Here is a 23,772-nt window from a genome sequence, read left to right as displayed (position 1 = left end):
AACGACCTCTCTAGCTTGAACGATTTAAGCGTGGGACTGTATGCCCCCATATAAGGTTTGATATAAGCCTTCTTGCTCAACTAACTCACCATGAGTACCTGTTTGCGTCACTTTCCCATCTTCAAGCACGTAGATCAAATCGGCTTGTTTAACAGCGGACAGTCGGTGCGCAACGATTAATGTTGTTCTACCACGTAAGAACTCGGTCAGTGCTTTGTGTAAAGCCGCTTCAGTAGCGGTATCTAGCGCAGACGTGGCTTCGTCTAAAATAACAAATTGAGGATTACTCAGCACCATTCTAGCAATGGCCAGCCGTTGTCGTTGACCTCCTGACAAACGAATGCCATTACGACCAACTTGAGTATCCAAGCCGTGGTTCAGTTGAGAAATAACATCTTGCAGCTGAGCCACTTCAAGCGCACGCCAAAGTGACATTTCGTCAAAATCCCCACCAAGCGTTAGATTATGCCTCAAGGTGTCGTTAAATAGTATAGGTTGCTGTAATACCACGGCAATTTTGTCGCGAATTACTTCAAAACCAATATCTTCTGTTAATTCATCATTAAAGCGAATGCTACCGGAGTTTTGACGGTAAACCCCAATAAGTAATTGTATCAAGGTTGACTTACCACCGCCGCTTGCACCAACTAACGCCACTTTCTTTCCTGCCGGCATATGTAAAGAAAGATTATCTAGGACTTTGTTTTCATTATTGTAAGAGAAATTAATGTTTTCTACTTTAACATCAACTTCTCTACCTTCTTTGAAAGGATTTACCTTAGAAACCGGTCTCTGCTCTTCTTCTAACTCTAATAAGTCGTTGATGCGTTTTAATGCCGCTTTAGCGCTATACCAAGAAAACTGAATCCCAAGCAACTCTTGAACAGGAGACAGCATGAACCATAGGTAACCAAAAACGGCAAATATTTGGCCAATAGTAAGGTCACTGAACATGACCATTAACATTGCTACAGCTCTGAATAATTCAAAGCCGATCAAAAAGAGAAGGAAAGATACGCGACCAGCAGCTTCAGATTGCCAAGCATACTTGTCTGCATCAACGCGAACTTGGTTCGCACTGTCTTTGAGTTGCTGGAGAAATTCTCGTTCTTTATTGGCCGCGCGTAGTTGGTAGATTCCATCTAATGTTTCAACTAAACGGTTTTGGAAAATTTCAAAAGAATGATTTTCCTTCCGTTTCAGATGTTTAACCATACTGCCTAGTTTACGTGAGAAGTAAATGACAATAGGGTTAACTAACAGGATAAACAGACCAAGTCGCCAATCGAGCCAAAGTAGAACGATAGCAGTACCAATAACAGTCAGAAAACTGATAACGAATTTTGCTAACGTAGAACCAATAAATTTATCAATGGTCTCAATGTCAGTGATAAGGTGTGCGTTGATTCCTCCGCTACCTTTGGTTTCGTATTGTCGGATGCTGATACGGCCGAGTTTGTCGATCATTTTACTGCGCATCTCAAACGTGATGGTTTTTGAAACAAGCGTAAATTGTCGGCTTTGAAGGATATTTAATCCTTGGCTCGCAGCTCGCATAAGAACAACCAAGAACAGGGTGAAGAAAATATAGCCTGTCGGAGTGTGCCACGCTTCAGGGAGAATGGCATTCATGGCATCTAAACCTTTTGCAGGTTGGTCCAATAAGACCTCATCAACCATCAAAGGCATGAGGAGGGGAATTGGAACACTAATCAAGGTTGCAAGCACCGCTATCAAGTTCGCTATGATCAGCTTGGACTTGTGCTTTTTTACTTGTGTTATCAACCAAGAACGGCTAATAGTGTCATTTTTCAGAAGCATTGTAATTGAGAATAAGTCCTATTATAAAGTAGGGCTGCATTTTAGCGCCATACATTGAGAATGGAAGCTTTTATAGTAAGTAGGAAGTTAATATGAACTTAGAACAATACCAAAGACTAACCAAACAAGCTGTTGCTCTAATTGAGTCTGAACCAGACTTTATTGCGAACCTAGCAAACTTGAGCTCATTGCTTTTCATGGAACTTGACGATCTTAACTGGGCAGGCTTTTACCTAACAAAAGGTGAAGAGCTTATTCTTGGTCCGTTCCAAGGAAAACCAGCTTGTGTTCGTATCCCAATGGGTCGAGGCGTCTGCGGTACTGCTGCACAAACTAATACTATACAAAGAGTATACGACGTTCACGAATTTGAGGGGCATATTGCGTGCGATGCAGCGAGCAATTCAGAAATTGTGATTCCATTTTCTATTAATGGAAAGGTGGTTGGTGTACTTGATATTGATAGTCCAAGTATTGGCCGATTTAATGAAACAGACGAAGAAGGTCTCACTCATTTCATGGTTGAAGTAGAAAAGCTGCTTAATTCACACGCGAACGACGCATAAATTAGCCTTCGAGTGTGGTTTTTCCTTGGCATGTCACTATAATACGAGAATATTTTTTCTTAATGCTCGCGGAAATCCGCTCAAATCAGGACCCCTCATGACTGAAAAGTTAAAAAACAGCAAAGAAGTTATTGCATATATTGCTGAATGTTTCCCTAAGTGCTTTACTTTAGAAGGTGAAGCAAAACCTCTGAAAATTGGTATTTTTCAAGATCTTGCGGAACGTCTAAATGAAGACGAAAAAGTAAGCAAAACACAGCTTCGTGCAGCGTTAAGACAGTACACTTCATCATGGCGTTACCTACACGGTGTAAAACCAGGTGCAGTACGTGTAGACCTAGATGGCAACCCTTGTGGTGAGCTAGAAGAAGAGCACGTTGAACACGCGAAAGCGACACTTGCAGAAAGCAAGGCGAAAGTTCAGGCTCGTCGTAAAGAACAAGCACAAAAAGCTCGTGAAGAGGGTAAGGCGAAAGCGAAACCTGCGGCTAAAAAGCCTCAACAGCCTCGTCGTACTAATAAACCAAAAGTACAAAAACCAACTAAGCCTGTAGAAACGCGCGCTCTAAATGCTGATGAAATCACAGTAGGTAACGCAGTTAACGTGAACATGGGCAAAGGAAACATGGCAGCGACCATTGTTGAAATCAATAAGGATGATGTACGTGTTCAACTTGCTAACGGCCTACAAATGGTTGTGAAAGCGGAGCACTTGCGCGCATAAAGGAGATACTCCTACGCATGAATTGCCGTTCAAAAGTGACCCTGATTGCTGCTAGCTTATGGCTAGCAGCATCAGCTCAGGCTCTTGAAGCCAAACTACATAAAGATGACCTGCCGGTTCTTTCTCCTGAAGTTCAGCATGAAACAGCTAGCAAACGAGTCACCTCGCGATTTACCCGCTCTCATTATAAGCACTTCAGCCTCAATGATGATTTCTCTAAAGCGATATTTGAACGCTATGTAGAGTTGCTTGATTACAATAGAAATATTTTCACTCAAGCAGACATCGATTCATTTAAAAATTGGTCAGTCGAGCTTGATGATCAGCTTAAATCGGGCAACAACCAAATTGCTTTTGATGTTTACAACCTCTCAATGCAGAAGCGTTTCGATCGTTTTGCTTATGCGTTAACTCTACTCGATGAAGAGATCAAGTTTGATACCGATGACGAGATAGAGTTAGACCGCTCTGAGGCCGCATGGCCAAAAGACGAAGCAGAGCTCAACGAGTTGTGGCGCAAGCGTGTGAAATATGACGCGTTAAATCTGAAACTGACTGGCAAAGAGTGGCCAGAGATTAAAGAAGTTTTAGAGAAGCGTTATAACAACGCGATGAAGCGCATCACACAGACCAACAATGAAGACGCATTTCAGTTGTATATGAATGCCTTCGCGCGACAGGTTGACCCTCATGCAAGCTACCTTTCTCCACGTAATGCCGAGCAATTCCAATCGGAAATGAACCTTTCTCTAGAAGGCATCGGCGCCGTTTTGCAAATGACAGACGATTACACAGTAATTCGTTCACTTGTTGTTGGCGGTCCGGCATCAAAGAGTAAGCAACTTGGTGAAGGGGACCGAATCACTGGTGTTGGACAAGACGGTGAAGAAATTGTCGACGTGATCGGTTGGCGTCTGGATGATGTTGTTCAGTTAATCAAAGGCCCTAAAGGCACAAAGGTTAATCTACAGATCTTGCCAGAAGGTAACGATGCGAAGAGTTACATTGTCACAATTGTTCGTGACAAAGTTCGCTTAGAAGATCGTGCGGTTAAGTCAGAAATCATCGAAAAAGACGGTAAGAAGATTGGTATTTTAGAAGTACCAAGTTTCTACGTCGGCTTATCGAAAGACACCGATAAATTACTAGCTGAGTTGAAAACCAAAAACGTTGACGGCGTAATCGTTGATCTACGCAACAATGGCGGTGGTGCGCTAACAGAAGCAACGGCATTGACAGGTCTATTCATTAAAGAAGGCCCTGTAGTTCAAGTCCGTGACAGCTATGGCCGCATCAAAGTGAATGCCGATACCGATGGAAAAGTGAGTTATGATGGCCCATTGACGGTATTGATTAACCGCTACAGTGCTTCAGCATCTGAAATTTTTGCAGCGGCAATGCAAGATTATAATCGTGCAATCATCTTAGGTGAAAACTCTTTCGGTAAAGGTACAGTTCAGCAACATCGTTCACTGAATCATATTTATGATCTGTTCGATAAAGAGCTAGGTTATGTTCAGTACACGATTCAGAAATTTTATCGTATTGACGGTGGAAGTACGCAAAATCGTGGTGTTGCACCAGATATTTCGTACCCAACGCCAATTGAGGCTTCTGAAACAGGTGAAAGTGTTGAAGACAATGCTTTACCTTGGGATCAGATTGATAAAGCACAATATCAAACGTTTCCAAGTAACGACGCCTTAGTTGAAAAACTTACTGCTCTTCATAACAAGCGTATTTCTGATGAGATGGAGTTCCGCTTTATCAATGAAGACATCGAGAAATATCGTAAAGAAAAAGACGATAATACTTTGTCTTTGAACGAAAAAGTTCGTAAAGCTGAATCGGATAAAGCGGAAGCCCTTCGATTACAACGCATAAATGAACGTCAAGTTGCTTTGGGTAAAAAAGCATTCAAAACATTGGATGACATACCAAAAGACTACGAGGCTCCTGATGTTTATTTAGATGAGTCTGTCGCGATTATGGTCGATCTACTTAAGCAGGAAAATCAGTCATAATAACTGGCAATTTAGAATAAAAAGAGTGAGTCTTTCAGATTCACTCTTTTTTTATGCCTTTTTGCCTTCCGCTGTCTCGATATCGAGCAAGATATTCGCTTATTTTCCCCCAATAATTTACGTGATCTACATCTAAAATTTCGCGAAAGTGAGGACTACTGGCTAAGCTAAAAGAAAACGATAAGGATGCCGATATGAAGTGGTTCTTTATTTTACTTAGCTTTTGCTGCTTTAGTGTGTTTGGTGGAGAAAACACCAGAGAAGATGAATTAAGTCACTTTGACACGCCGTTTCTCATCGGAGACTGGTATTTGATGAACCCAAACCCCGAAGAGTCGGCTGAAAACTTTCGTGCGATCAAACTCTCATTAGGTTCTGACTACAGCTTTTCTATTGATATTCAAAAGAAAGACTATTCCGTTGACCATTGGGAAGGGCTGTATAACGCAAATGAAGACACCATCGTTCTTGGTTTAAACACCGACGAGCCTCAAATTTATGCCTATCGCAACAACCATAATACGCTTGATCTTAATGGTGTAACCTTCACTAAGGGATTATCCAATTCACTTGCAGGTATTTGGTCTAGCTCTCACGTATCTGGCGACGGTCTTGTGGCCAACAACATTAATCAGATGGATTTGATACTTCAACCTGATTTCGTGTTCATGTTTAGGGTTTCGAACGAAGAAGGGGATGAGTCCATCAAACAAGGTGTGTTTTACACAGAAGATGAGTTTTTGGTTCTGTTGTATGAAAATGGCGAGCATGGAACCACGTATAAGCTCAACAAGAATGAGCTAACGATCGAAGATTCCAATGGTGATATGTACGCCGTACTCAATAGAGTTACGCCATGATGCCTTTAACATGCGCCAAATTACGCGTGCGTACGGTAAGTCATTAATGTTGTTTAAATGTTAATCAAAAAACGGAGCTAGAGCACTAAAAGCTCCGTTTTTTGATGGAAAGACTTGTATTCTGATACCACAACCCCTACAAATAGCTTATATAGTGATACCAGAACTGCATTTTTGATCATGCAGTCTGGTATTTTTGTTGTTCGACATACAAGGATTTATGCTCATGTCTCAAGCTCCCCTGGCCAAATATCGTAAAGATTATAAAGAGCCATCTCATGCGATTACTGATATCGATCTTACTTTTGATCTATATGACAATGACACAATCGTTACGGCGGTATCAAAAGTTGCTCAAAAAGGCGATACAACAACGCTAGAACTCGATGGCGAAGGGCTTGAGCTACGCGCTGTAAAAGTAAATGGTGAGGATTGGGCTCATCACGAGGTGAAGGAGTCATCGCTGGTACTGACCGATCTTCCATCCGAGTTTGAACTTGAAATCGTCACCAAAATTGATCCTGAAGCGAATACAGCACTCGAAGGTTTGTACAAATCAGGCGGCGCATTTTGTACTCAGTGTGAGGCTGAGGGCTTCCGCCGTATCACGTACTATCTAGACCGTCCGGATGTTCTAGCAAAATACACAACAAAAGTGATCGCAGATAAAGCGGTTTATCCATATTTGCTGAGCAATGGTAACCGAATTGCAGAAGGCGATGCAGAGAACGGTCGTCACTGGGTTCAATGGCAGGATCCGCATCCAAAACCAGCTTACTTGTTCGCCCTTGTTGCAGGCGACTTTGATGTATTGCGTGACAAATATACAACGATGTCAGGTCGCAGTGTTGATTTAGAAATCTTTGTTGATAAAGGTAACTTAGATCGTGCAGGCCATGCGATGACATCGCTGATCAACTCGATGAAGTGGGATGAGGAACGCTTTGGCCTAGAATACGATCTGGATATTTACATGATCGTTGCTGTTGATTTCTTCAACATGGGTGCAATGGAAAACAAAGGCTTGAACATTTTTAACTCAAAATATGTGCTGGCGAACGATCAAACTGCGACAGATCGTGATTATTTAGGCATCGAAGCTGTGATCGGTCATGAGTACTTCCACAACTGGACTGGCAACCGTGTCACTTGTCGTGACTGGTTCCAACTAAGTCTAAAAGAAGGCTTAACCGTATTCCGAGACCAAGAATTCTCTTCTGACTTAGGCTCTCGTGCTGATAACCGTATTGATAACGTACGTATTATTCGTGGTCCTCAATTTGCGGAAGATGCAAGCCCAATGTCTCACCCGATTCGTCCTGACAAAGTCATTGAGATGAATAACTTCTACACGCTAACGGTGTATGAAAAGGGCAGCGAAGTTATTCGTATGTACCATACACTCCTTGGCGAAGAGGGCTTCCAAAAAGGAATGAAACTTTACTTTGAACGTCACGATGGTACCGCCGCGACGTGTGAAGACTTTGTTTCTGCAATGGAAGATGCCACCGGTGTTGATTTAAAACAGTTCCGTCTGTGGTACAGCCAATCGGGTACACCAACGCTGCGCGTAAATAGCGAATACAACGCTGATGCAAAAACTTACGCACTAACGGTAGAGCAATTTACGGAGCCGACGCAAGACCAAGCAGAAAAACAAGCGCTGCATATTCCGTTCGATATCGAGTTGTATGATTCGAAAGGTCGAGTTATCCCACTGGTGATTAACGGTGAATCAGTTAATAACGTGCTGGATATTAAACAAGATAAGCAAACGTTCGTATTTGAAAATGTCGAAGAACAGCCAGTGCCATCTTTGTTGCGTGAATTCTCGGCACCAGTCAAATTAGAATACGATTACAGCGATGACGAGTTAGTCTTCTTGATGAAGCACGCAACGAACGATTTTGCTCGATGGGACGCTAGCCAAATGCTATTGGCTAAATACATTCGTCAGAATGTGAAAAACGTTCAAGCGGGACAAGAAGTATCGCTTTCTGAAGGTGTGATAGATGCTTTCCGCGGTGTGCTGTTGGATGAAACGCTTGAGCCTGCTTTCATTGCTCAAGTTTTCTCTATGCCTTCAATCAATGAGATTACTGGTTGGTACCAGCAAATTGATATCGATGCCGTAGACAAAGTGCTAAACAGCATTACAGTGTCACTTTCTAAGGAATTAGAAGATGAGCTAAGTGCGACTTATCACACGCTTAAGCAAACAGAGTATACGATCGACCATGCTGCTATTGGCAAGCGTGCTTTACGTAACCGTTGCCTTCAGTACCTAGCATATACGGAAAAAGGTAATGATTTAGTCAACGCGCAGTACGCATCTGCAAATAACATGACAGATACGATTGCTGCGATGAGTGCCGCAAATAACGCTCAGCTCGAGTGTCGTGAAGCACTTATGGCTGATTATAGCGATAAATGGAAGCACGATGGTTTGGTTATGGATAAGTGGTTTGCACTGCAAGGTAGCAATCCTGCAGAGGATGCTCTTGAAAAAGTAAAAGCAACCATGAACCACGAAGCATTTAGTTTGAAAAATCCGAACCGTACGCGCAGCTTAATTGGCTCGTTCTTAAGTGCGAACCCTGTACGTTTCCATGATAAATCCGGTGTAGGTTACCAATTTGCCGGTGAAATTCTTCGCCAACTAAATGATTCGAACCCACAAGTAGCTTCTCGAATGATTGATCCTTTGCTTAAGTTCCGTAAATACGATGAAGCTCGCCAAGCAATGATTCGTGCAGAACTTGAAAAGCTCAAAGCAATGGATAATCTTGCTAAAGATCTATTCGAAAAAGTGACTAAAGCACTAGACGAATAGTAAACAACACAATAGGGTGGTCATTAAGACCACCTTATTTGTTTATGTCACTTAGTTTTCACTTCATGAACTATTACTACTTCAATCTCAACATTTCATATCAAACGTTTTTATCTCATTATTCTGGTGCGGCAAGTGTTGTTCAAGTTGTCACACACAACGGTTTGCGTTTGCAGTTACCCGCCGCGAGATTTAGACCATTTCTTAGTCAATTGGGCGTTAGAGGCCAGTTTAGACTAACAACTGACCAAAATAATAAGTTTCTTAAGTTAGAAACTCTGTGATGTATTGTATTTGCAGAGAGTTAAATAGGAATCTTAGTCACAGAATCGGACATTTCACCTCTTACCACTACGATTAGTTGTTAAACATTTGTAATTATGCTTTTACAATGGGCACATGCATTACCTATGCTTAGTTTCTAAGGTAACAACCTAGCTACTAAGTCCCCCTACAAAACAACAATTCTAATGTGGAGTGTGAATATGACCGCGCGTGAAAATGTAGTGCCGGTTCTGCTTGAAAAGGTTTACCAACTGATTCAAGACAAACTCGAGCTTTCTCACCAAACGCTTGTAACTAAACTTGCTCAACACTTATTCAGTAACATTGCTGATGATGATCTAATTCAGCGAAACGAATCCGACCTTTATGGTGCTGTCGTTAGCCTTTGGCACCATATCAATGAAAAAAAACCAGAAGAGATTTCGGTTCGAGTATTTAACCCGACCGTAAGTCGTCAAGGCTGGCAATCCACACACACAATCGTAGAAATTGTTGTTCCAGATAGTCCATTCTTAGTGGACTCAGTCAAAATGGCTTTAGCACGTTTGGATCTTGTTTGTCACCTAATGTTGAATAACCCAACACAGATTCAGCGTGATAAAAAAGGCCAAGTTACAGACGTAAACGGTGAGGGTGGTGTTCTTCAATCACTTTTCCACATAGAGGTAGACCGCCTTACTAGTAAAGACGAGATGCAAGCGCTTAAAGAAGAGCTGTTAAGAATTCTATCTGATACTCGCTTAGTCGTTGATGACTGGAAGCAGATGGTTGATAAGCTTAAGTTTGTTACTGATGAACTTGAGAAAAATAAAGATCGTGTTTCTATCCAAACTGATCGTATGGATGAAACGATCGCATTTCTTCGTTGGCTAGAAGATCATAACTTTACCTTTATGGGTTATAAAGATTATGACTTAAAAGAGGTCAATGGTGATACCGAACTTGTTCCTGCTAAAGAAAAAGGACTAGGTCTGTTTGCTGATGACAAGCGCGTGCGTAGCGTCAAGCTCTCTGAATTATCAGATTCAGCGCGATTAGAAGCGAAAAAACCATACGCTCTGATCATCACCAAAGGTAACAAAGCATCTCGTATCCACCGTCCGGCTTATACTGATTACATCGGTATTAAAAAGTTTGATGAAAACGGTAAAGTAATAGGTGAGCATCGCTTTACTGGTTTATATACCTCCGCCGTTTACAACCAAGCGGTACAAAGTATTCCTCTGATCCGTGAAAAAGTTGACCGTATCCTTGAAGCAAGTGGATACCGCCACGGATCATACTCATACAAAGCATTGCACAATATCTTAGAAAACTACCCACGCGACGAGTTGCTTCAAGCTAATGAAGAAGAGCTGCTTGAGGTGGGAATGGGTGTTGTACAAATGCAAGATCGTGACTTGCTGCGTTTGTTTGTTCGTAAAGACCCATTTGGTCGTTTCTTCAGTTGCATGGTTTATGTCACTAAAGATCGTTACAACACAGAATTGCGTCGTCAAACTCAACGCATTCTTAAGCAGTACTTTGGTTGCGAGCAAGAGGTTGAATTTACAACGTACTTCTCAGAAAGCCCACTAGCGAGAACACATTACATTGTTCGTGTAGACAATAACAACATTGACGTAGACGTGAAAAAGATCGAGCAAAATCTAATGGAAGTTTCTACCTCTTGGGATGACAGACTAAAAGAATCCATCATTGCTAACTTTGGTGAAAGCAAAGGCCTTCCTCTTTCAAAAGAATATATGAGTGCGTTCCCTCGCTCATACAAAGAGGACATGATGCCAGGTTCTGCGGTTGCAGATATCGAGCGCTTAGAAGCGTTAAGTGATGATAATAAACTTGGCATGTTGTTCTACCGACCTCAAGAAGAGGGTGCAGATTCCAAAGCTGTCCGCTTAAAGTTATACCATCGCGATGAACCAATTCACCTTTCTGACGTAATGCCGATGTTGGAAAACCTTGGTTTGCGTGTGATTGGCGAATCGCCATATGAGATCGAGAAAAACAACGGGCAGACTTTCTGGATCCTTGACTTCTCTATGCTGCATAAGAGCGAGAAAACCGTTGACCTTCGTGAAGCTCGTGATCGTTTCCAACAAGCATTTGCTGCCATTTGGGCGGGTAATCTTGAAAGTGATGGTTTCAACCGATTGTTATTAGGTGCGTCGTTATCTGGCCGTGAGATTTCCATTCTTCGTGCTTACGCACGATACATGCGCCAAGTAGGCTTCCCATTCAGTCAGCAGTACATCGAAGACACGCTAAGCCACTACCCAGACTTAGCGACAGGTCTAGTCAAGCTGTTCACCAAGCGATTTGATCCGAAACACAAAGGCAGCGAGAAAGGCCAAAACGATCTAATTAAAAAGCTAACAGAGCAGTTGGATCGTGTAGAGAGCTTGGATGATGATCGTATTATTCGTCGTTATATTGAAATGATCATGGCGACGCTTCGTACCAACTACTACCAAGTAGACGAGAATAAGCAGCCTAAGCTTTGGTTATCTTTGAAAATGAAGCCAAGTGATATTCCTGAGATTCCGCAGCCTGTACCTGCATTCGAGATCTTTGTTTACGCACCAGATATTGAAGGTGTTCATCTTCGTGGTGGAAAAGTGGCTCGTGGTGGTTTGCGTTGGTCAGATCGTCAAGAAGACTTCCGTACGGAGATTCTTGGCTTAGTAAAAGCGCAACAGGTTAAGAACACTGTAATTGTACCAGTGGGTGCAAAAGGCGGCTTCGTTTGTAAACGCCAGCCATCTCTCACCACTCGTGATGAAATTTTTGCAGAAGGTCAGCGTTGTTACAAACGCTTTATCCGTGCACTGCTAGATGTGTCAGATAACATCATTGAAGGAGAGGTGGTACCACCACAAAACGTTGTTCGTCACGATGAAGATGACCCATATCTAGTAGTGGCTGCCGATAAAGGCACAGCAACCTTCTCAGATTTGGCAAACTCTGTTTCTGCAGAATACAACTTCTGGCTAGGTGACGCATTCGCTTCAGGTGGTTCAAACGGTTACGATCACAAAGCAATGGGTATCACCGCAAAAGGTGGTTGGGAATCTGTTAAACGTCACTTCCGTGAAATGGGCATCAACTGTCAGACCACTGATTTTACTGCAATCGGTGTAGGTGATATGGCAGGTGACGTGTTCGGTAACGGTATGCTGTTATCGAAGCATATTCGATTGCAAGCTGCGTTTAACCACATGCATATCTTTATTGATCCAAATCCAGATTCAGCCAGCAGCTGGGAAGAGCGTAACCGATTGTTTAATTTACCAAGATCAAGCTGGGAAGATTACAACAAAGACTTGATCTCTCAAGGTGGTGGCATCTTCTCTCGTCGATCAAAATCGATCCAGTTGACGCCAGAAATTCAGAAAATGTTAGGTACTAAGAAAGCATCTTTAGCGCCTAACGATCTGATAAAGATGACCTTGAAAATGAAAGTCGATCTGCTTTGGAATGGTGGTATCGGCACTTACGTTAAATCATCGACAGAAACTCATACAGATGTTGGCGACCGTGCTAACGACATGCTGCGCATTGACGGCCGTGACTTAAGAGCCAAAGTGGTTGGCGAAGGTGGTAACTTGGGTATGACTCAGCTTGGTCGTATCGAATACGCACTAACTGGCGGTCGAGTGAACACGGACTTCGTTGATAACGTAGGTGGCGTTGACTGTTCGGATAATGAAGTCAACATCAAGATCTTCCTCAATGGACTGGTTTCAAATGGCGATCTTACGGTTAAGCAACGTAACCAAATTCTAGAGTCTATGGAAGACGAAGTGGGTGAAATTGTCTTGGATGATGCTTACCGTCAGTCGGAGTCGATCTCTGTTACTGAACAGCAAGGTGTTGGCATTGTTAAGGAGCAAATTCGATTCATCCACACTATGGAGAAAGCAGGGTACTTGGATCGTGCTCTCGAATACATCCCTGATGATGAAACGCTAATCGAGCGTGAAAAACAGGGACTAGGTCTGACTCGCCCTGAGCTATCAGTGTTAGTTGCCTACGGTAAAATGGTACTTAAACAGCAACTTGTTACGGATGAAATCGCAAATGATGAATTCCATGCAAAACAACTTGTTGAATATTTCCCAAGTGCGTTACGACGTAACTATAAAGATCAAATGGTTAATCACCCACTGCGAGCTGAAATTATAGCTACAGCATTGGCTAACCAGATGGTTAATGAAATGGGCTGTAACTTCGTTACTCGTTTGCAAGAAGAAACTGGTGCAAGTGTTGTCGATATTGCCAATGCTTACAGTGCGGCTAGAGAAATCTTTGATTTAGAAGCAATCCTCAAGCAAACTCGCAAACTTGATAACGTTGCGACAGCGCAAGCTCAATACGAAATTATGTTTTACGTGCGCCGAGCACTGCGTCGAATTGCACGCTGGTTGCTTCGTAACCGTAGCGGCAAATGCACGGTCGGTGAGTTGATTGCTATCTACAAGCAAGATGTCAATGTTATCACTGAAACCCTAGACACTATGTTAGTTGAGTCTGAAGTTGAAGAACACAATGACTTGGCTCAAGGTTGGATAGAGAAAGGGGTTGAAGAGAAACTCGCTCACCAAGTTGCCCGCTTATCAAGCTTACAATCTGCACTGGATATTTCATCAGTAGCAAGTGAAACAGGTAAAACGGTTGAGCAAGCATCGAAACTCTACTTTAACTTGGGTGACCGTTTATCGTTGCATTGGTTCTTGAAGCAAATTAATAGCCAAGCCGTTGATAACAACTGGCAAGCACTTGCTAGAGCGGCATTCCGTGAAGATCTGGACTGGCAACAACGTCAACTTACCGCTCAGGTACTGACTTGTGGCTGCTCAACCGAAGAGCTTGACGTGATGGCTGCGTTAGAAGATTGGATTGAAACTAACGAGCAATCGTTGCACCGCTGGGAGAGTATCTTAAACGAGTTCAAAGTTGGCTCAGTACACGAATTTGCTAAGTTCTCTGTAGCACTTCGAGAGCTAGTACTTTTAAACCTCAACTGCTCATCGAAAGAGTAGTGGAATAATCAAGTCATAAGTAAAAGCCTCGTTATTTAACGGGGCTTTTTATTATCTATTATTCACATTTGGAACGAAAATAGTTACATTGTCACATTGAGTTGAAATTAAAACAGAGTGAAATCGATTGCTTTTAAGCGGTTAGTTACGATTTTTATCGCAGAAACTTGATTGTAATTGTTTGTTTTATATTTAAAAATCTTATAAAGATATAGGTTTTTACTTATTACGTTCATTTTCATTGAATTACGATGAAAAACGGTAAATAATATTGTCCCGTTTATACGGGGCTTTTTTCTTTCGGAGGCACAATGCTTTACCGTCTAGCCAGAACTGGCTTTTTCCAACTCGATGCCGAGAAGGCACATGATCTTGCAATCAAGAACTTCCAACGCTTTAACGGCACACCACTTGATCTCTTTTACCGCCAACAGTTACCAACTCGTCCAGTTGAGTGTATGGGTCTAACATTCCGTAACCCTGTTGGTCTTGCGGCTGGTTTAGATAAAAACGGCGAATGTATTGAAGCATTTGATGCCATGGGCTTTGGCTTTGTCGAAGTCGGCACTGTAACGCCACGACCACAACCAGGTAATGATAAACCACGCCTATTCCGTTTAGTGGAAGCAGAAGGGATCATCAACCGCATGGGCTTTAATAACCTAGGCGTTGATAATTTGATCGAGAATGTTAAACGAGCAAAATTCAATTGTGTTCTCGGAATTAATATCGGTAAAAATAAAGATACGCCAATTGAGAAAGGGGCAGAGGACTACCTGATTTGTATGGAAAAAGTGTATGAGTATGCTGGCTATATTGCAGTAAACATCTCATCGCCAAACACTCCAGGCCTTCGTTCACTTCAATATGGTGAAGCGCTTGATGAACTGCTTTCCGAATTAAAGGCGAAACAAGCGGAGTTATCAGAGAAGTACAACAAGTACGTCCCGTTAGCATTAAAGATTGCGCCAGATTTAAGTGACGATGAAATCTGCCAAATCTGCGATTCTTTATTGAAAAACAATATAGATGGTGTGATCGCGACTAACACAACTTTGGATCGCACGATCGTAGAAGGGATGAAACACGCCAATGAGGCAGGTGGCTTGAGTGGTCGCCCTGTGCAATCACGCTCTACGGAGGTCGTACGTAAGCTTCATGAAGAGCTTGAAGACAAACTTCCAATTATCGGTGTTGGTGGTGTAGATTCCTATGTTGCAGCCAAAGAAAAGATCATGGCAGGCGCTAAACTTGTTCAAGTCTACACTGGCTTTATTTACCACGGCCCAGGTCTCGTACGTGATATTGTTAAAAATCTTTAACATATACATCAAAAACTACTGAAAAATCAGTACCTGTTACATAAAAAAGAGGACTTTGTTTCCTCTTTTTTTTTATCCGTTCGTTTGTAGAATTTAAAAATCACGAGTAGGTAATTAAGCGTCTTACCTCTTTACCACTGATTTAACTAGTCAAGAGAGAACGGAATAATGCTTAAACCCAGCGACAAATGGAATTGGTATTTTGACGAGCAAAAAGCTTGCTTAATGCTGGATCTGGGGGAGGAAATGATTTTCCAAACCAATCTATCCCGAAAATTGTTGGTTAACTGTGCCTTCTCAAACAGTGAATTTACCGTTGATGACGCCAGCGCATTTCAAACGTTTAATGAGCGCATTCGCTGTCTCGATATCAGTGAATATCGCCAAGCTGAATTAACACTGTATTGTGTTGCTGCAAAGCGTTTTCATAAACCTGTACAGCCTAAGAGCTGGTTCTTCGATGCACAGACCTCTGATTATGAACCTCAAGAAGGGGACATGGTCTTTCTCACAAATCAATATTCTGATGGTATGTTCATCGTTCTAGAACCAGGCGAAACATCGAGCTTATGTGCTTATGTTAACCAAGAAGCCTTTGTTCTTGATGGCAATAAGGCGCTTCAATTTGGGCAGCCGATTAAAGTAATGCATGATCGCATGGCTTGTGCAAACCACCTCTTTGCAATGACCCCTATGGCAATGGTGGGTTAAAGCGGTTTAATTTTTCTTTATTTCGTTCCTTTGTTTGCCTTAATCGACCTTATTGGGTCGATTTTTTTTGTCCTTTCCTCAGACACTCCAATCCGAAAGACCATGAAACTGTTTGTTTTCTATGCATGCAAACATGAAGCTGGTCACTTTTATTTTACTTATTTCAATTTGATTACTCCTTTAATTAGGCAACCTAGCGCCTAAAACAACCCTATTTATTCCCCTATAAAGGGTATTTGTAAGTAACTTACATCAACCAATCCCGACTGGTATATACCAAAATGCATGTAAATAAGTATTCACTTCTTCTAAAGGAAACAAAATACGTTCATGAATGAAAAACATTCAAACTAAAGATGTTGAAAGTTTTAGATCATTTGAGTGGTGATGATTTGAACTAACGGGTGGGAAAATACCTTTAAAAACGAGGCATTGATCGTAAAGTCAGGTATAATTGAAGCCATTTTTTATCAGCGAAAGAACACTATGAATCAATATCTCGCGGTAACTTCAAATGGCATGGAAAATTTGCTTGTTGAAGAACTGACTAAACTAGGCATTGAAAATGCGAAACCAGTACAGGCAGGCGTAAAATTTAAAGCGACAAACGAACAGGTTTATCGCTGTTGTTTGTGGAGCCGTTTAGCGTCTCGATTTGTACGTGTTTTATCTGAGTTCACGTGTAACAACGACATGGACTTGTATCTATCCACTTCCACTATTAACTGGGTTAACCAATTTCATAGCTCTAAACGCTTTGTTGTGGACTTTAACGGCACAAACCGTGAGATTAGAAATAGCCAATACGGAGCTATGAAGGTCAAAGATGGCATCGTAGATTGCTTTGAGAATAAAGGCTTGCCACGTCCTAATATCAGCAAAGAACGCCCAGATATTCGTATTCACGTTCGTTTGCATAAAGATAAAGCGTTGCTTGGGATAGACATGGTAGGTAGTGGTCTTCATCAGCGTGGTTATCGACCAGAATCGGGTCGTGCGCCATTACGTGAAACGCTTGCTTCTGCGATTATCATGCGTTGTGGCTGGGATGGGCATCAACCATTACTCGATCCAATGTGTGGTTCTGGTACTTTGCTTATTGAAGCGGCAATGATGGCAGCCAACATGGCACCTGGCGTTAAGCGCAAACAATGGGGCTTCGAAGTTTTGGAAGACTTTGAACCGGAGACCTGGGCTGAGATTAAATCAGAGGCTAATGTTCAAGCTAGACGGGGTGTCAAGAAAGTTGACGCTAAGTTTTTTGGATTCGATAACGATCCCAAAGTGTTAAAAGTCGCTCAAGAAAACGCCCGCAGAGCAGGTGTTGAAGAGTTGATTGAGTTTGCGCAAGGTGATGCTGCAACTATTACTCGTCCCGCAGGATTTGAACACGGTGTTATCGTTTCAAACCCACCTTACGGTGAGCGTCTAGGAACTGAGCCGGGGCTGATTGCGCTCTATACCGCATTCGGTGGACAGCTAAAATCTGAGTTTGGCGGATGTAAAGCATCTATCTTCTCTAGCTCAGACGAGCTCTTGAGTTGCCTTCGTATGCGCGCTGATAAACAGTTTAAATTGAACAATGGTGCGTTACCGTGTCACCAAAAGAACTACAGCATTGCCGAGCGCAGCGCTGATGAAGTTAAAGGTGCAGATACTAACGTTCAAATCGCACCAGACTTCTCAAACCGTTTGAAGAAAAACATTGGCAAGATTGGCAAGTGGGCGCGTAAAGAGAAACTAGACTGCTACCGTATCTACGATGCAGACCTTCCAGAATATAACGTAGCGATCGACGTGTACGGCGATCAAATTGTGATTCAAGAGTACGCAGCACCTAAGAACATCCCTGAAGAAAAAGCCAAGCGTCGTCTAACGGACATTATCCGTGCGACGATTCAGGTGACCGGTGTCGAAGCGAACAAAGTTGTACTGAAAGTTCGTGAGAAGCAGAAAGGTCGAAGCCAGTACCAAAAATTAGGTCAGGTATCAGAGACGCTCGAAGTAAACGAGTACGGTGTGAAGCTGATCGTGAACCTTCATGACTACCTAGACACAGGCCTGTTCTTGGATCATAAGATCACTCGTCGTCGTCTTGGCGAAATGGCACAGGGTAAAGATTTCCTTAACTTGTTTGCTTACACTGGTAGTGCAACAGTGCACGCTGCAGTTGGTGGTGCGCGTTCCACTACAACTGTCGATATGTCAAACACCTACTTGAACTGGGCGAAAGACAATATGCAGCTTAATGGCTGTGTAGGGCGCCAACATAAATATGAACAAGCGGACTGTTTGCAATGGCTAGAAAACGCAAAAGGTGAGTACGACTTGATCTTTATTGACCCACCTACGTTCTCTAACTCTAAGCGTATGGAAACATCATTCGATGTACAACGTGACCACATTAAGCTAATGAAGAACCTCAAACGTTTACTGAGAAGTGAAGGCACAATCGTATTTTCAAATAACAAACGTCACTTCAAGATGGATGAAGAATCACTCGCTGAATTGGGTTTGAAGGCTCAGAATATTTCTTCTCAAACGTTACCATTAGATTTTGCGCGTAATAAACAGATTCATAACTGTTGGCTAGTAACGCACGCGTAGTATAAACAAAAGGATTAATACGTGCTGATATTGTATAGCACGGAGGGATGCCATCTTTGTGAGATGGCATTTGCTCTAGTAGACCAAGTCGGTTTGGCCGAGCAAACAGATATCATCGATATTGCGTTCGATGATGTACTATTTTCTCGTTACGGCGTCACAATACCCGTCTTAAAATATCAAGATTCTGAGTTGAACTGGCCGTTTGACTTAGAACAACTCACACATTGGTTGGATAATAATGGCATTACTTACCATTCATAACGCACAACTTGCATTTGGTGACCACCCATTGCTAGATAAAGCGGAGTTCGCTCTTCAAGAAAACGAACGCGTTTGTTTAGTTGGTCGTAACGGAGCAGGTAAGTCCACGTTAATGAAAGTGCTTGCCGGCGACATTTTGTTGGATGATGGCAAGATTCAAATAACTCAAGACGTAGTAGTTTCTCGGCTTGAACAAGATCCACCGCGCAATCAAGAGGGTACGGTTTACGAATACGTATCTGGCGGTTTGGCTGAAATCGGCGAACAATTGAAGATCTATCACGATCTTCTCGATCTTGTTGCTCAAGACCCAAGTGAGAAGAACATTAACCGTTTGGCGAAAGTTCAAGAGCAACTTGATCATTCTAACGCTTGGCGCTTTGATGACCGTGTTAAGAACGTACTTGGCGCTTTAAAACTAAGCCCAGAAACCAAACTGACCGATCTATCCGGTGGCTGGCAACGTAAAGCTGCTTTAGCTCGTGCGCTGGTTTGTGATCCTGATGTATTGCTTCTTGATGAACCAACAAACCATCTCGATGTGACAACGATCGAATGGTTAGAGAACTTCTTAAAAGACTTCAAAGGCTCGATCATCTTTATTTCTCACGACCGTGCATTCATCAAGTCGATGGCGACACGCATCGTTGACTTAGATCGCGGTCAATTAGCTTCTTTCCCTGGTAATTACGAACAGTATTTGAATGACAAAGAAGAAATGCTTCGCGTCGAAGAAATGCAAAATGCTGAGTTCGATAAGAAACTAGCGCAGGAAGAAGTGTGGATTCGTCAAGGCATTAAAGCACGTCGTACTCGTAATGAAGGCCGTGTTCGAGCCCTTAAAAAACTTCGTGAAGAGCGTCGTGACCGTCGTGAAGTTCAAGGTAAAGTTAACCTAAACATCGATGATGCTTCTCGTTCAGGTAAGATTGTATTTGAAGCAGAAAATGTATCTTTTGCTTACGAAGGCAAGACAATTGTCGACGACTTTAGCTTTAACATCATGCGTGGTGACCGTATTGCACTTATCGGACCAAATGGCTGCGGTAAGAGTACGGTACTTAAATTGCTACTAGGGCAATTGGAAGCGCAGTCTGGTCGTTTACACTGCGGAACAAAATTAGAAGTCGCGTACTTTGATCAGTACCGAGAGATTTTGGATCCAGAAAAGACAGTGATCGATAACTTAGCGGATGGGAAACAAGAAGTAATGGTTGGGGGACGTCAGCGTCATGCGCTGAGTTATCTTCAAGACTTCTTATTTGCACCTAAGCGCGCCAGAACCCCGGTTAAGGCACTTTCTGGTGGTGAGAAAAACCGATTATTGCTAGCCCGTATCTTGTTGAAACCAAACAACTTACTTATTCTTGATGAGCCAACTAACGATTTGGATATCGAAACGTTGGAACTTTTAGAAGAAATGCTTGCCAATTATCAGGGTACATTATTGTTAGTGAGTCACGACCGTGAGTTCGTAGACAACACAGTAACAACCAGCTGGATTTTTGAGGGTAACGGTATAATCGAAGAGTTCGTTGGTGGTTATCATGATGCTAAACAGCAGCGTGACCAAGTTCTTGCTTCGCGCAGTCAGGTTGAAAAACCAACGAAGAAAGAGAAAGTGGTTGAGGAAACTCCCAAAACTACGCAACCTAAGAACAATTCGAAGAAGTTATCGTATAAGCTGCAAAGAGAATTAGAGGCTCTACCAGCTAAACTTGAACAATTAGAGTCGGATATCGAGAGCCTTCAGGAGCAAGTGAACGATCCAGAGTTCTTTGCTAAACCTGTAGAGCAAACTCAGCCGGTATTGGAACAGCTTGCTGCATTAGAGCAGGAGTTGGAAATCGCATTCGAGAGATGGGAAGAACTCGAAGCAATGCAACAGGATAGTTAAGAATTCAATGAATTGTAGTAATAAATTCAAATTGACCGCCATTGCAATGATGGTTGGTACCACAATGAACGCACAGGCGGCATTGTATCAAGTTGTTGAGGTTTCACCTCAGGATCATGGTTCAAACGGTGACTACCAAACGGCTTACGGGGTTGCAATTCAACAGGGCAATGCAGGTACAGATCCTTCAACAGGTTCACCTTTCGCTCTAGGCTGCTTTGATGCAGCAGCAAACTGCGCGCCAGAGCAGTTTAAACTTGCAATGGAAACTCGCACTACACCGATTTCAGCGACACAAGCCGTGGATGGGAACAGCTATCGTGAAGAAATCCCATTCGGATTAGACGCTGGCTTTTATTACATCCAAGAACTCAAAGACTTTGAGCGTTACTGTTACAACCAGCTTCGCTATTCCACCTGTGACTCATGGGCTTCAGTAAACTGGACGCCGTGGAATAAAGAACGTAGTAAAGACTTTACTTCTAATGCGTTAGCGTTCATAGAAGAAGATTCTGCTGCTTATAAAAATGAATATAACAATGTTATCAACCAGCTTACCGAGGGTGGTGCAGCTGTCGGTAATCAGAGTAAAGTTAGCACAGAAAATACTTCTACATTAGAAACACGAAATACCGTAGTTGCACCAGTAGAGCCAAATATTCTTACTGGCGATAATGACGCAAGTGTTGTGCAAAGCCATGCTTGGAGCACAGACGGCATTTTTACTGTTGGCAGTGTTTCTCGAACAGCAAGCAATACCAATGGATCTCACCACACATCAAAAGCAGCGATTTGGGATCAAAGCGGAACCGTCAGTGAATTGGCTTGGCCTAGTGGCACATCTAAAGATGGAGAAAGGTTAGCTCAAGGGAGCATGCGTGATCTTGTCACTAATGGAACAACGGTCTATGGCGTAGGTTACAACACTTACAGTGATGATAACTACCTGAATGCGACTGTTTTTGTCGGAACTCTAGAAGCCGAAGGTAGCGTTGAAAACGCAACTTGGAAAAATAAAGTTGTTGTAGGAGCTAGACAGCGCGAAGGTGATGATACTGTTCATACAAACTCACGCTTAACCGACGTTAACTCTAATTTTGTTGCTATTGGTGAAGCGAAACGTTCGGGCGGATACTTAATGCCAACGGGCTCTGCTCCGAATCGTCTCTTTATCGTAGATGATGTTCGTAAGGATTCTATTAGCGCTTTTTACCCAACTACTGGCATTTTCTTTAGCGGTGCGGGCGGTAAGATGGGCGGTATCAACTCTTACAATGAAATCGTCGGGCAACTTGATGCGGAAACGACTCGTGAAGACGATGGCAAGCCACGTCGTAAGCGCGGTTTTATCTATCCATATAGCGTAGGTGGCGAGACTAGTGAACGTGCTGCAACATTATTCAATGGAAAAGCTTGGTTCCTAGACAGTTTGACTAATGGCGGTGATTACTCTGAACAAAACAATCAGTTCCGTATTATCGACGCAACTGATATCAATGATGCAGGTGTGATCTCTGGTACTGCTATGAAATGTGCAGGTGGTTATAGCACAACAGCAAACAATGCGACATGTAGCTCTGAAGAGCAAATTGTAGCAGTCAAACTAGTACCTATTGCTGACGCAACTAAGGACGACATCGTATCTCGAAGCATTGACTCAACGACGACAGAGCGTCAAGGTGCAGGCCTTGGTTGGTTAGCTTTGACCATGCTTGGATTGTTTGGGTTCCGTAGAAAATAGTTAAAAATCGTCAGTAATTTTTAAATCAAGCAGAGGCTCACACATTTGAGTCTCTGCTTTTTTTATGCCTTGAGAAATTGCCTACTTTGATCGATTCTTATAAGTGGAGTCATAAAAACTCCATCAAAGTTTCACAATAACAGCTGTACGTTAGTAAATGGACCTGTATGAGGAATTAACTATGAAGAGACAAAAGCGTGATCGCCTAGAACGAGCTCAATCTCAAGGCTACAAAGCTGGGTTGAATGGAAGGTCTCAAGAGGCTTGCCCATATCAACAAGTTGATGCTCGGTCGTATTGGTTAGGTGGTTGGCGTGATGCCAGAGATGAAAGACAATCTGGTCTCTACAAATAAACTCTCCACATACAAAAAGAAGGATTCGAAAGGGCTCTACGGAGCCTTTTCTACATTATAGGGACATAGGGAAGTAGGTTAACACTCGACAACAAAAAGGCTCCTAAATAGGAGCCTTAATAAATCGATTAAAATCGTGATTAGAAGCTTGAAGTGTCTTGGAACAAGCCAACTTTCAAATCTTTTGCTACGTAGATTTCTTTGCCGTCCACACATACACGACCGTCGGCCAAACCCATCACAAGTTTACGGTTTACAACGCGTTTCATGTGGATTTCGTACGTCACTTTTTTCGCTGTTGGCAGGATCTGACCTGTAAACTTCACTTCGCCAACACCCAGAGCACGACCTTTTCCTTTGCCACCAACCCAGCCAAGGAAGAAACCAACAAGTTGCCACATCGCATCAAGGCCAAGACAACCCGGCATTACTGGGTCGCCAGGGAAGTGGCAGTCAAAGAACCACAAATCTGGAGTAATATCCAATTCCGCCAAGATCAAACCTTTACCAAAATCGCCTTCAGTCTCAGACATTTTAGTAACACGATCCATCATTAGCATGTTTGGCGCAGGAAGCTGAGGGTAACCAGGCCCAAACAGTTCGCCTTGGCTAGAAGCAAGTAGATCGTCACGGTTATAAGAATCACGTTTGTTTTGCATTATCAATTACTCCAATTTTTGATAGCTGCATCTTAGTGAACACGTGTACGCTAAACAACTC

General features: G+C 42.7%; 16 protein-coding genes. 14 read left to right on the top strand and 2 right to left on the bottom strand.

Annotation, left to right across the window (positions count from 1 at the left end):
- Positions 1 to 24 precede the first annotated feature (24 nt).
- Positions 25 to 1,821 carry an ABC transporter ATP-binding protein gene (locus tag R8O10_RS09410; protein WP_033905326.1) on the bottom strand — a complete coding sequence of 599 codons (1,797 nt, stop codon included), beginning with the start codon at positions 1,819 to 1,821 and terminating at the stop codon, positions 25 to 27.
- A 92-nt stretch (positions 1,822 to 1,913) separates the two neighbouring features.
- Between R8O10_RS09410 and R8O10_RS09405 the strand changes: the two genes are divergently transcribed.
- From R8O10_RS09405 to rmf, 14 genes are all read left to right on the top strand, one after another.
- Entirely contained in the window at positions 1,914 to 2,387 is a 474-nt protein-coding gene (locus tag R8O10_RS09405) for a GAF domain-containing protein (RefSeq protein WP_017634278.1), read from the top strand.
- A 97-nt stretch (positions 2,388 to 2,484) separates the two neighbouring features.
- Positions 2,485 to 3,111 (top strand): RNA chaperone ProQ, encoded by a 627-nt coding sequence (gene proQ / locus R8O10_RS09400; RefSeq protein ID WP_005377435.1) that lies wholly within the window; start codon positions 2,485 to 2,487, stop codon positions 3,109 to 3,111.
- Between the two features lie 17 nt (positions 3,112 to 3,128).
- On the top strand, positions 3,129 to 5,135 hold the full coding sequence (gene prc, locus R8O10_RS09395) for a carboxy terminal-processing peptidase (protein ID WP_318191329.1): 2,007 nt from the start codon (positions 3,129 to 3,131) through the stop codon (positions 5,133 to 5,135).
- A gap of 194 nt (positions 5,136 to 5,329) precedes the next feature.
- Complete coding sequence (locus R8O10_RS09390) at positions 5,330 to 5,995, top strand: hypothetical protein (protein ID WP_005377438.1); 666 nt, start codon at positions 5,330 to 5,332, stop codon at positions 5,993 to 5,995.
- Between the two features lie 226 nt (positions 5,996 to 6,221).
- Positions 6,222 to 8,828, top strand: a complete 2,607-nt coding sequence (pepN, locus tag R8O10_RS09385; RefSeq protein WP_025766613.1) for an aminopeptidase N — start codon at positions 6,222 to 6,224, stop codon at positions 8,826 to 8,828.
- Between the two features lie 65 nt (positions 8,829 to 8,893).
- Positions 8,894 to 9,112, top strand: coding sequence for a DUF2835 domain-containing protein (locus tag R8O10_RS09380; RefSeq protein ID WP_005377440.1), 219 nt, complete (start codon positions 8,894 to 8,896; stop codon positions 9,110 to 9,112).
- Positions 9,113 to 9,313: 201 nt separating this feature from the next.
- Positions 9,314 to 14,155: an NAD-glutamate dehydrogenase gene (locus tag R8O10_RS09375; protein WP_318191328.1), complete on the top strand. Its 4,842-nt coding sequence runs from the start codon at positions 9,314 to 9,316 to the stop codon at positions 14,153 to 14,155.
- 311 nt (positions 14,156 to 14,466) lie between these two features.
- A complete protein-coding gene (gene pyrD / locus R8O10_RS09370) occupies positions 14,467 to 15,477 on the top strand; it encodes a quinone-dependent dihydroorotate dehydrogenase (RefSeq protein ID WP_262583457.1) in 1,011 nt (336 codons plus the stop codon).
- A 168-nt stretch (positions 15,478 to 15,645) separates the two neighbouring features.
- The gene (locus tag R8O10_RS09365) at positions 15,646 to 16,188 is read left to right on the top strand and encodes a cell division protein ZapC (RefSeq protein WP_017634282.1); all 543 of its coding nucleotides are present in this window, start codon (positions 15,646 to 15,648) and stop codon (positions 16,186 to 16,188) included.
- Positions 16,189 to 16,674: 486 nt separating this feature from the next.
- A complete protein-coding gene (rlmKL, locus tag R8O10_RS09360; protein WP_151514802.1) occupies positions 16,675 to 18,795 on the top strand; it encodes a bifunctional 23S rRNA (guanine(2069)-N(7))-methyltransferase RlmK/23S rRNA (guanine(2445)-N(2))-methyltransferase RlmL in 2,121 nt (706 codons plus the stop codon).
- 21 nt (positions 18,796 to 18,816) lie between these two features.
- Positions 18,817 to 19,059 carry a glutaredoxin family protein gene (locus R8O10_RS09355; protein WP_017821808.1) on the top strand — a complete coding sequence of 81 codons (243 nt, stop codon included), beginning with the start codon at positions 18,817 to 18,819 and terminating at the stop codon, positions 19,057 to 19,059.
- On the top strand, positions 19,037 to 20,956 hold the full coding sequence (locus R8O10_RS09350) for an ABC transporter ATP-binding protein (protein WP_005377449.1): 1,920 nt from the start codon (positions 19,037 to 19,039) through the stop codon (positions 20,954 to 20,956). The genes R8O10_RS09355 and R8O10_RS09350 overlap by 23 nt, the downstream gene beginning before the upstream one ends.
- A gap of 7 nt (positions 20,957 to 20,963) precedes the next feature.
- Entirely contained in the window at positions 20,964 to 22,697 is a 1,734-nt protein-coding gene (locus R8O10_RS09345) for a DUF3466 family protein (RefSeq protein WP_318191327.1), read from the top strand.
- A 181-nt stretch (positions 22,698 to 22,878) separates the two neighbouring features.
- Positions 22,879 to 23,052 carry a ribosome modulation factor gene (gene rmf / locus R8O10_RS09340; protein WP_005377453.1) on the top strand — a complete coding sequence of 58 codons (174 nt, stop codon included), beginning with the start codon at positions 22,879 to 22,881 and terminating at the stop codon, positions 23,050 to 23,052.
- A gap of 140 nt (positions 23,053 to 23,192) precedes the next feature.
- Here the strand turns inward: rmf and fabA are convergent, their stop codons facing one another.
- Positions 23,193 to 23,711, bottom strand: a complete 519-nt coding sequence (gene fabA / locus R8O10_RS09335) for a bifunctional 3-hydroxydecanoyl-ACP dehydratase/trans-2-decenoyl-ACP isomerase (RefSeq protein ID WP_005390081.1) — start codon at positions 23,709 to 23,711, stop codon at positions 23,193 to 23,195.
- Positions 23,712 to 23,772 lie beyond the last annotated feature (61 nt).

The sequence above is a fragment of the Vibrio sp. 1727 genome, from assembly GCF_033344415.1.
Lineage (GTDB): Bacteria > Pseudomonadota > Gammaproteobacteria > Enterobacterales > Vibrionaceae > Vibrio > Vibrio alginolyticus.
The sequence above is the reverse complement of the archived record's forward strand: the minus strand, read 5'-3'. Positions and strand labels throughout refer to the sequence as shown.